The organism is Vibrio sp. Evd11, assembly GCF_900382755.1.
Lineage (GTDB): Bacteria > Pseudomonadota > Gammaproteobacteria > Enterobacterales > Vibrionaceae > Vibrio > Vibrio lentus.
In genome coordinates, this window is record NZ_OSDX01000102.1 from 1 (window position 1) to 10141 (window position 10141).

The 10141-nt window shown below is 45.8% G+C and carries 9 protein-coding genes; 6 read left to right on the forward strand and 3 right to left on the reverse strand.

Annotated elements, in window-relative coordinates; translation table 11 throughout:
- Window positions 1-332 precede the first annotated feature (332 nt).
- Window positions 333-911 (forward strand): mechanosensitive ion channel family protein, encoded by a 579-nt coding sequence (locus ED652_RS23005; protein WP_122056287.1) that lies wholly within the window; start codon window positions 333-335, stop codon window positions 909-911.
- Window positions 912-1003: 92 nt separating this feature from the next.
- Here the strand turns inward: ED652_RS23005 and ED652_RS23010 are convergent, their stop codons facing one another.
- The 3 genes from ED652_RS23010 to recQ all read right to left on the reverse strand — a co-directional run bounded on the left by ED652_RS23010 (window position 1004) and on the right by recQ (window position 4162).
- The gene (locus ED652_RS23010) at window positions 1004-1675 is read right to left on the reverse strand and encodes a 7-cyano-7-deazaguanine/7-aminomethyl-7-deazaguanine transporter (RefSeq protein WP_009848193.1); all 672 of its coding nucleotides are present in this window, start codon (window positions 1673-1675) and stop codon (window positions 1004-1006) included.
- 270 nt (window positions 1676-1945) lie between these two features.
- A complete protein-coding gene (locus ED652_RS23015; RefSeq protein ID WP_009848192.1) occupies window positions 1946-2257 on the reverse strand; it encodes a DUF3630 family protein in 312 nt (103 codons plus the stop codon).
- Between the two features lie 66 nt (window positions 2258-2323).
- The gene (gene recQ / locus ED652_RS23020) at window positions 2324-4162 is read right to left on the reverse strand and encodes an ATP-dependent DNA helicase RecQ (RefSeq protein WP_009848191.1); all 1839 of its coding nucleotides are present in this window, start codon (window positions 4160-4162) and stop codon (window positions 2324-2326) included.
- A 180-nt stretch (window positions 4163-4342) separates the two neighbouring features.
- Here recQ and rarD point away from each other — a divergent pair, with 180 nt between their 5' ends.
- From rarD to tpx, 5 genes are all read left to right on the forward strand, one after another.
- Window positions 4343-5251, forward strand: a complete 909-nt coding sequence (gene rarD / locus ED652_RS23025) for an EamA family transporter RarD (protein WP_122056288.1) — start codon at window positions 4343-4345, stop codon at window positions 5249-5251.
- Between the two features lie 86 nt (window positions 5252-5337).
- The gene (locus tag ED652_RS23030; RefSeq protein WP_122056289.1) at window positions 5338-6132 is read left to right on the forward strand and encodes an AraC family transcriptional regulator; all 795 of its coding nucleotides are present in this window, start codon (window positions 5338-5340) and stop codon (window positions 6130-6132) included.
- A gap of 99 nt (window positions 6133-6231) precedes the next feature.
- Complete coding sequence (locus ED652_RS23035) at window positions 6232-6894, forward strand: LysE family translocator (protein ID WP_012605065.1); 663 nt, start codon at window positions 6232-6234, stop codon at window positions 6892-6894.
- A 91-nt stretch (window positions 6895-6985) separates the two neighbouring features.
- On the forward strand, window positions 6986-8743 hold the full coding sequence (gene ggt / locus ED652_RS23040) for a gamma-glutamyltransferase (RefSeq protein WP_122056290.1): 1758 nt from the start codon (window positions 6986-6988) through the stop codon (window positions 8741-8743).
- Between the two features lie 770 nt (window positions 8744-9513).
- Window positions 9514-10011, forward strand: a complete 498-nt coding sequence (tpx, locus tag ED652_RS23050; protein WP_122056291.1) for a thiol peroxidase — start codon at window positions 9514-9516, stop codon at window positions 10009-10011.
- Window positions 10012-10141 lie beyond the last annotated feature (130 nt).

A 10141-nucleotide genomic window follows, 5' to 3' on the forward strand; every position in this document is an offset into this window, starting at 1 on the left:
CAAGAGTATGGCTTGCACTTGCTTTACTCTGCCGCGCAGCGGCTTCGTTCAACAAGGCTCTTAAGAACTAATCATTAAACCCTCTCTAGGAGGGGTTTTTATTATCTGTTAATGCTGAATTGAACGTAAAAAGCCGCTCACAACCTGGCTATCTAGTTGAGTGGCCAATTAATTTACAACCACCCCATAGGTAATGTGCTTAACTGTTAATAATAGATAAGGGCATCTAACAATAACCAACGGCCGCGTATCTTTTCGCTGCTGAAGTGAGCCTATTATTAATCTAATAACTACAATCCGGACTGTATTCCGAGGCAACCAAAGAGGTAATAATGTCGAGCTATCTTGAGACCATTTTCAGTTCACTAAAGGAATACGAATTATTACTGGCGATTCTATTTTTCTGTGTGTACTGGTTACTCAAACGAACCACAGAGAAAACCATCAAAGCATTGGCTGAAAAGAAAACCGTCCACGCAACTCGAACCGCCTTTATTAATCGCTGCTTTAGCATTACCTACTTCAGCTTCTTATTCGCGGTATACATCATTGTTAGTGGGATTGGTTACGGTAACTTCTCTATTTTCATTTCTTCTGTGTTTACCGTTATCGGCGTTGGATTCATTGCTCAATGGTCGATACTCAGCAACATCACTGCAAGCTTTCTTATTTTCTTTGTATTTCCGTACCGGATTGGAGATTCGATCATTGTGGCGGATGGGGATGGTATAGAGGGAGAAATTTTGGATATACGGATGTTTCACACGTTGCTCAAGCACCCTGAGGGTAATGTGATTACCTATCCAAATTCTTTGCTATTACAAAAAAGCGTAACGAAGATCTCACCCAAAGCAGCAACAAAACCTGCCTCAGTTTCAAAACCCATGAACAAAAATCGCAAAGCAAAATGAGAATGGATAAAGCAAGAGAAGAGAAGAGAAGAGAAACAATAACGTCACTATCTCAAAGCTAGACGCTCTAAGACAGTGACGTTTCAAACATGCTAAGCGTTAACGCCCGTTGCTTTGAAGTCAGGGTTCACAGCGGTTAGCTTCTTAACTACGTAATTTAGAAGCACACCGTACATTGGAACAAATAGACCTAAGCTGATGATAAGCTTGAATCCGTAGTCGACCAACGCAATTTCAGTCCAGTGCTCAGCCATGAATGGATCTGGGCTTTGGTAGAAAGCAATCGCAAAGAACGCGATGGTATCAATGGCATTACCGAATAACGTTGAACACGTTGGCGCAACCCACCATTGCTTCATTTGGCGTAAGCGGTTGAACACATGCACATCCAAGATCTGACCAAGCAAATAAGCCATGAAGCTTGCCGCGGCGATGCGTGCAACAAACAAGTTGAATTCGCCTAGTTGACTAAAGCCTTGGAATGAACCTTCAAAGAACACCACAGACAATAAATAAGAAACGGCCAGTGCTGGTAACATCACTAAGAAAATGATTTTACGAGCAAGCTGCGCGCCAAAAATGCGTACGGTCAGGTCGGTCGCTAGAAAGATAAACGGGAAAGTGAAAGCACCCCAAGTGGTGTGCATACCGAAGACGGTAAAAGGTAGCTGAACCAAATAGTTGCTTGATGCAATAATGATCAAATGGAACAAAACTAATAGTGCTAGGGCTTTGCGCTGTTGCGCAGGGGTAAAGTTACTCATGCTGTACCTTTTTAGTTTGGTTTGGGGGTGAGGGAACCCAAATCGAGTCATTTCTTCGAATAAACTAAGAAAGCTCTTACCAATAATGTGAATTAAAAATGTTTCTATAATTTGCTCTATTGAGCGGCGGGCGATTATACATTAATCAATATTGGCTGCAACGGTGAGAACAAACGCAAACGTTTATCCTCACTTTTATTGATGAATGACGTTAGAAGCCAAGTTTTAAAAGCCAGGTTAGAAGCTACGTTTCAGAAGCCATGCAAAAAGTTAGAAACCGCGCTTAAAAAGCGTCGCGAGATAATCGAATTCTTCTCGGCTTTCTTCAGCGTTTAACGACTCAAACCAGATTGATTCACTGTAATGTTCAGACTTTAAAAACATCCGACAATCTTCAAAATCAATCAACCAAGAGTGCATATCGGCGTCCCATTGCTTTTCAACAACTGACGCTGACAGCAATGCCACCAGCTTTTCACCTAGTACTTCATAAGAATCAAAATCAAAACTTGGAGACGTAATCAATAAACGCCCTTCCTCAGCCAAATACTCTCTTAAGCCAAATTCTGTTGGTGTTGTCATGTCCCTATCAACCTTATTCTTTTTCTATAAGCCAATCGTTTTTATAAGCTAGTCGTTTCTTGCAAGCTAGCCGTGTGTGGTGATGTGTTCTTGAATCAAATCTAAGAATGGGTCTGCGTACTTATCAAGTTTACGCTGACCAACGCCATTGACTGCCAGCATCTCGCCATAAGATGTGGGTAGGATTTCGGCCATATCAATCAACGTCGCATCACTGAATACCACATAAGGTGGTAAACCATCTTCATCAGCGATCGACTTACGCAGCTTACGCAGTTTGGCAAACAACTTCTTATCGTAGTTCTTGCTGCTTAACTTATCGGACTTGGCATTACGCACCGCCGTATCTAAACGAGGTACAGCCAACTCCAAAGACATCTCACCACGCAGTAGCGGACGCGCTTCTTCTGTTAACTGTAATGTCGAGTTACGAGTGATGTTCTGGAACAACAAGCCTTTATGAATAAGCTGACGGAAGATACTGATCCAGTAATCGTGGCTATGGTCGCGGCCAATACCGTAAGTAGACAGCTTATCGTGACCATTATCGCGCACACGGATGTTCTGCATACCACGCATTACTTCGACCACGTAGCCCATACCAAATGACTGATTAACACGGTACACACAAGACAACGCTTTCTGCGCCTCTTGGGTCGCATCAAAGTGTTTTGGTGGATCTAGGCAGATATCGCAGTTGCCACATTGCTTCTCGCGATATTCGCCAAAGTAGTTCAACAGAACCTGACGACGACACGTTTGCGCTTCGGCAAAGGCACTCATCGCGTTCAGCTTGTGCATCTCAACTTGTTTTTGCGGGCCTTCTTCTTTTTCATCCAGCATACGACGCAGCCAACCCATATCAGCAGGATCAAACAGCATCATCGCTTCAGCAGGCAAGCCATCACGACCTGCACGGCCTGTCTCTTGATAGTAAGATTCGATGTTGCGTGGGATATCAAAGTGCACCACAAAGCGTACGTTGGGTTTATTGATGCCCATACCGAAGGCCACAGTCGCAACCACAATCTGAATATCATCACGTTGGAAGGCTTCTTGAACGTAAGCACGTTCGTCGGTGTCCATGCCTGCATGGTAACCCGCAGCGCGAATACCGTTATTGCACAGCTTCTCGGTCACCATTTCCACTTTCTTTCGGCTACCACAATAGATGATGCCGCAATTGCCTTTCTGCGTTTCTAGGTAGCGAACTACCTGAGACACGGGCTTATGCTTCTCAACGAGATTGTAGCGAATATTAGGGCGATCGAAGCTGCCTAAGTACGTATGCGGCTCCACCAGCTGCAAACGCGAGATAATATCTTTGCGCGTCGCATCATCGGCAGTAGCGGTTAGCGCCATATAAGGCACATGCGGGAAATACTGCTTAAGCTGACCTAGCAAAGCATACTCAGGGCGGAAATCATGTCCCCACTGAGAGATACAGTGCGCCTCATCCACCGCAATCATCGAAAGCGGCAAGCCTTGTAAGCGCTCGATGAAGTCACGCATCAACACACGCTCTGGTGAAGCATAAACCATCTTCAATTGGCCTGAGTTCATGCGGTTGAACACGCTCAACAGTTGATCGCGTGGCATTGATGAGTTTATGCACTCAGCCGCCACACCATTGGCTTTCAATTGGTCAACTTGGTCTTTCATCAATGAAATGAGCGGTGAGATAACCAAAGTCAGTCCATCACGCACTAAAGCCGGGATCTGGTAACACAGAGATTTACCACCACCGGTTGGCATAATTACCAAGCTGTCTTTGCCTTCAACGGCTAGGTCTATGACCTCTTGCTGACCATCACGAAAGCTTTGATAACCAAAGACATCTTGTAAGATATCTTGCGCATCATTCGCGGGAGTTGGTGTTTGCTCAGCAATCAGAGTGGCGGTCATTGTGGTTCCTAATCAAGGTATAAAGTCAGCGTGCAGCATTGGCAAGCAAGGCGCACATTGTAGAGGGGAACGCTGGCGAATTAAACCGCAAATTGTTAGGTGAAAAGGGTTAACGCTCCTATACTGACCAACTCTCTTTATAAATCTTATTAATAAGCACTCAGTGCTAGAGAAAGTTACATGACACCAGACGACCAACAACGTACGCGACAGGGAATTTTGCTTGCCGTTGCCGCTTACACCATGTGGGGAATCGCTCCCATATATTTCAAATCTTTAAGTGAAGTATCCCCATTTGAGATTCTTAGCCACCGTGTAGTATGGTCTTTTTTCCTACTCGCTTTTCTACTGCACATGAGTCGTGGCTGGCGTAAGGTTCGAGATACCCTCACCTCTAAACCAAAAATGCTCTATTTAGTCGCCACTTCGATTTTAGTGGGCGCCAACTGGCTTATTTTTATTTGGGCGGTGAATTCCAATCACATGCTCGATGCCAGCTTAGGCTATTACATCAACCCGCTGATTAACGTGTTGCTCGGGATGCTCTTCCTTGGCGAACGCTTACGCAAACTTCAATGGTTTGCCGTTAGTCTTGCTGCGATTGGCGTGATAATTCAATTGATCGCGTTTGGCTCTGTGCCGATCGTTGCCATTGCCCTAGCCTTCAGCTTTGGTTTCTATGGCTTGTTACGTAAAAAGGTTAGCTTGGAAGCCCAAACTGGCTTATTCATTGAGACGCTGGTGATGCTGCCTATCGCTGCAACGTACTTGTTGTTTATCGCAGACAGTGCAACGTCAGATTTCTCGATGAACCCAATGCAGCTCAATCTATTATTGGTTGCGGCTGGTGTTATTACCACCATTCCACTGCTGTGCTTTACTGGCGCCGCAACACGCTTGAAGCTATCGACCCTCGGCTTCTTCCAGTACATTGGACCAAGCTTAATGTTCTTGTTAGCGGTGCTGATTTATGGCGAAGCGTTTACCAGTGACAAAGCGATTACCTTCGCCTTTATTTGGGGAGCGTTGGTGATATTCAGCTTTGACGGTCTGCGTAACAACAGAAAGAACAAACGCGCTAAGCAGTAACACTGCTCGTTTTTTACAAGACAATCCCTTAATACGAAGATAAGCTTGGTTGAATTGATGACTATTTGACCAAGCTTTTTTGTACCATGGATAAAGTCCACTACTACTCTACCCCAACAGAAGATATCAGCCTGATCCAAGCTCAGTACCAAGAGTTTGCCTTTCAGCGCCACTATCATTTGGATTTTCACATTGGCTTAATTACCCAAGGACAGCAGAAATTCGTCTACAAAGGGACAAGTCATAATGTTGGTGCAGGACAAGTTGTTATCATGCCACCCGATGAACTGCATGATGGGCACTCCAAACTCGATTCGGGTTATCAAGTCAGTGTGTTTGCGGTTTCTCCCCAATGGTTTCAAGATCTTGCCGATCCCAAGAAAAATAGTCACACATTAGGCTTTTCTGAGTTGATCCTCTCCGATCAAGCTGCATTTTCACAATTACGCAACTTACACGGCCTATTAATCCATCAAAACATCAGCCAGCTTGCTCAAGATTGCTTACCTTTCGAAGGATTCTCGACGATCGTCGATCGTTATGCGCAATTTGGATCGAAAAGCGACATCAAACTGGGTAATCAATCGATTGAGACGCTAAAAGACTATTTGATGGCGAATTTGGATCAACCAGTGCGATTAGAACAGCTGTCTGAGTTGTGTGGTTTAACCACGACTCAATTCCAACGCCATTTTAAAAACAGAATGGGCATTACGCCTTATGCATGGCTGAGCCGTTTACGTATGGAACAGAGCATGCGTCTAATTAAGTCTGGGATATGTGGTACTAAGGTCGCGCACCAAGTCGGCTTCTATGATCAGGCACACTTCTCCAAGGCATTCAAAACCACGTTCGGCGTACCACCCTCACAAATCAACTAAGTGTTGATAATTTACAATTGCTCGATTTCAAATCACGGTAAGCTACGCTCAATACGATTACTTATTTAAAAATAGCGGCAACGTTATTGAGAACTGACGATGAACGAAGTCACCATACTGATCACCCTAGCCTCTATCCACTTCATCGCTTTGATGAGCCCCGGCCCTGACTTTGCGTTAGTCGTGCAAAATGCGACGCGCCACGGACGCCAGACAGGCTTGTACATTGCGCTTGGCTTATCTTGCGGGATCTTGCTGCACTCACTGCTGAGCCTGACGGGAATCAGTTACCTAGTCCACCAGCAACCCACACTATTTGCCATTATCCAATTGGCCGGCGGTAGCTACTTACTGTACTTAGGTTACGGTGCACTTAAAGCAACGTGGCAAATCATTCAGAACCACGATGATGACGCCGACACCGTCAATTCCAAAGATCTGATTCTGACCAACAAGCGAGATGCATTTTCTAAAGGGTTTATGACCAACATTCTCAACCCAAAGGCTTTGGTATTCTTTATTAGTTTAATGTCGAGCTTAGTCCCTGCGGATATGTCGCTGTCAGGCAAAGGCTTTGCGCTTATCATCTTATTTGGTCTGTCTCTGTTTTGGTTCTCACTGCTGGCGTGGATGCTTTCAACCAAAACACTGCAGAAGAAACTCAGCGAAGCGACCGTTTACATCGATGGCTTGTGTGGCGTGTTATTCAGCCTTATTGGCGCAAGTATTCTTTGGCAGTCACTGTCCGGTTTAATCGCTTAAATTCGAATCAAGATTACAATTCGTTAACAACGCTCTGGCTATCTCATCTTTCCACTGCCAATCTAGCTCTGCATATTAAAAGGAGAAGATCATGCAGTGGAAAACAAAACTAACAACCCTCGCCACTTCTACCCTACTTTTTGCCTCTCACGTCAGTTGGGCAAATCAAGCTGCCGATTCCGTCGCACCCGAACAAAGTAGTGGTTTAGAAACCAAACAACTCGTTAAAGCCAATGACTGGATGGTCACAGCAGCCAACCCATTAGCAACACAGGCTGGAGCTGATGTGCTTGCTCGTGGTGGTAACGCGATAGATGCCATGGTAGCGGTGCAGCTGATGCTTGGCTTAGTGGAACCTCAATCCTCAGGTATTGGTGGTGGCGCGTTCCTTGTTTATTTTGATGGCAAGGACAAGCAACTCAAAACCTACGATGGCCGTGAAACCGCGCCGCTTGATGCCACGCCACGTCTATTCCAAGACGAAAACGGCCAACCGCTTAAATTCTATGATGCCGTTGTTGGCGGTCGCTCCGTTGCGACACCAGGTACGGTGCAATTGTTGTGGGACACTCACCAAAAATACGGCAAGTTAGAATGGGCATCGCTGATCAAACCTATCGCTCAACTGGCTGAAAAAGGCTTTACCATCAGCCCACGTTTAGCAACCTTGATTGAAAATGACCAAGAGCGACTAAGCCGCTTTGCCACAACTAAGGCCTACTTCTTCAATGCCGATGGCAGCCCGAAAACAGCGGGGACTCAACTTAAGAACCCAGAATACGCGGCAACGTTAAACGCTATCTCGAAGAACGGTGCTAAGGCCTTCTATCAAGGTGAGATCTCTGCCGACATCATCAACACAGTACAGACAGCGAAAGGTAACCCTGGCGTATTGGCGCAGAAAGATTTCGACGCGTATTCAATTAAGCAACGTGAGCCAGTTTGTTCTGCTTATGAAAGCTATCAAGTATGTGGAATGGGACCACCAAGTTCAGGTGCATTAACGGTTGGGCAGATCTTAGCGATGACCGAGCAGTTTGACCTCAAATCATGGGGACCAAACGACGCAAAATCTTGGCAAGTGTTAGCAGACGCTTCTCGCCTAGCCTTTGCTGACCGTGGTATGTACATGGCCGATCAAGATTACGTACCGATGCCAACCCAAGGGTTAGTCAATACTGACTATTTGCAGGAACGTGCCCAGTTAATTACCGCAGGCAAGGCATTAGAAAGCGCACCATCAGGCACGCCACCGTGGGATCACGCCATGCTGCGCAGCCAAGATGTTTCTATTGAATTGCCGTCCACCAGCCACTTCAATATTGTCGATAGCGATGGCAATGTCGTGTCGATGACCACCACCATTGAGAATGCCTTTGGTTCACGCTTGATGGTGAGAGGCTTCCTACTCAATAACGAACTGACGGACTTCTCATTCAAGACCCACAACGATGGCAAGCCTATCGCCAACCGACTTGAACCGGGTAAGCGTCCACGTTCTTCAATGGCACCGACCATCATCATGCAAGACGATAAACCCTACATGGCGATTGGCTCTCCGGGCGGCAGCCGTATCATAGGTTATGTGGCACAAGCGATCATTGCGCATACCCAATGGGACATGGATATTCAGCAAGCGATCAACCAACCACACTTCCTAAACCGCTTCGGGACCTTAGATTTGGAAAAAGGAACATCGGCGGAAAACTTCAAACCTGAGCTAGAAAAGATGGGATTTGAGGTCAACATTCGCGATCTTAACTCCGGCTTACACGCGATTCGTCTCACAAAAGACGGCCTAGAAGGCGCTGCAGACCCTCGTCGTGAAGGTGCAGCCATTGGTCAGTAGGGAATAATCCTCCCTTTTTACTCACTGCCTTGTGCGAGATCTCTCACAAGGCAGTGAGTAAATATCGATATTTGATGACGAAATTAGTCACCTCGATACCGTAACCAATTGAAATGAAACGATACGTACATTTATCATTCAAATAATTATATAGAAATTCGCTTATGCACCATTGCTGATAAATAAGGAATCGGTAATATGAATGGTGTCGGAAGGATGCTGACACGGAACAGGAAACGCCAAGGACTTGGTTATCTTCAGGATGAAGATTCGATTACTCAGGATGAATAATCGGCATGGATAGCGAAATGGACATTGAATGGACGCAATAGTAACTAGGATGGTTGCTACTAAGGAAAGACAATGGACACCTCTGGACGAGGAAAGGACTGAACATCAGGATGATGTAAAGGACACCGCTCAAGGAACAAGTGACGCGCGCTAACGAGGATTGTTGGCAGATCAGGATAAGATCAAGGACACCGCTAGGAAGGCGACGAAAGGAATACGCTGAAGGATAACAGCACACTATCATGGATTTGATGCATGGAGCACACTTAGTAGCCGGATTGCTGCGAGTAAGACTATAGACCCCGATGAGCGCAAGCTCTCGGGGTTTTTCTTTATCTGTCGTCTCACCTCAAATAAATCAAAGACCTTTGATTACAATTCTGACATTTAAACCATTCACTTCTTAACCACTTCCGAGTAACGTAAGTCTTACTAGGCTCAACTAGTTTCATAACCATAATTAAATTAAGGACAAATTCATGTCACACGTTACCTTCAAAGGCGCTGCTGTACCGCTAACTGGCACATTCCCACAAACTGGCGAACAAGCACCAAGCTTTGCACTAACTGCAGGCGATCTTTCTGAACTGACTCTTGCTTCTCTTGCAGGCAAGAAAGTGGTTCTAAACATCTTCCCAAGCATCGACACAGCAACTTGTGCAACGAGCGTACGTACGTTCAACGCAAAAGCGGCAGAGCTTGAGAACACGGTTGTTGTTTGTATTTCTGCTGACCTACCGTTTGCTGCGGGTCGCTTCTGCGAACTAGAAGGCATTGAAGGCGTTCAACACGCCTCAACTTTCCGTTCTCCTGCATTCGCATCAGACTACGGCGTAGCGATTGCTGAAGGCCCACTATCAGGCCTAACAACACGCGCTGTTGTCGTTGTTGATGAAAAAGGTGTGGTAACACACAGCGAGTTGGTTGCAGAGATTACTGAAGAGCCAAACTACGAAGCGGCGCTTGCAGCACTGTAAGTCCCACTTTATGCAGAAATGCCTTAAGCTCGATTCAGCATAGTACCGAGCAATAAAAAAGAGCAGCCATTGGCTGTAATGCCGTTCACTTAAGAGTGAACGGCATTTTTGTTCTTAGCATACCGTTGTG

Bases quoted from the DNA above. Each gene is read 5' to 3' on its own strand.
- ED652_RS23005 (WP_122056287.1), top strand. From the start codon at position 333: ATGTCGAGCTATCTTGAGACCATTTTCAGTTCACTAAAGGAATACGAA.
- ED652_RS23010 (WP_009848193.1), bottom strand. From the start codon at position 1,675: ATGAGTAACTTTACCCCTGCGCAACAGCGCAAAGCCCTAGCACTATTA.
- ED652_RS23015 (WP_009848192.1), bottom strand. From the start codon at position 2,257: ATGACAACACCAACAGAATTTGGCTTAAGAGAGTATTTGGCTGAGGAA.
- recQ (WP_009848191.1), bottom strand. From the start codon at position 4,162: ATGACCGCCACTCTGATTGCTGAGCAAACACCAACTCCCGCGAATGAT.
- rarD (WP_122056288.1), top strand. From the start codon at position 4,343: ATGACACCAGACGACCAACAACGTACGCGACAGGGAATTTTGCTTGCC.
- ED652_RS23030 (WP_122056289.1), top strand. From the start codon at position 5,338: ATGGATAAAGTCCACTACTACTCTACCCCAACAGAAGATATCAGCCTG.
- ED652_RS23035 (WP_012605065.1), top strand. From the start codon at position 6,232: ATGAACGAAGTCACCATACTGATCACCCTAGCCTCTATCCACTTCATC.
- ggt (WP_122056290.1), top strand. From the start codon at position 6,986: ATGCAGTGGAAAACAAAACTAACAACCCTCGCCACTTCTACCCTACTT.
- tpx (WP_122056291.1), top strand. From the start codon at position 9,514: ATGTCACACGTTACCTTCAAAGGCGCTGCTGTACCGCTAACTGGCACA.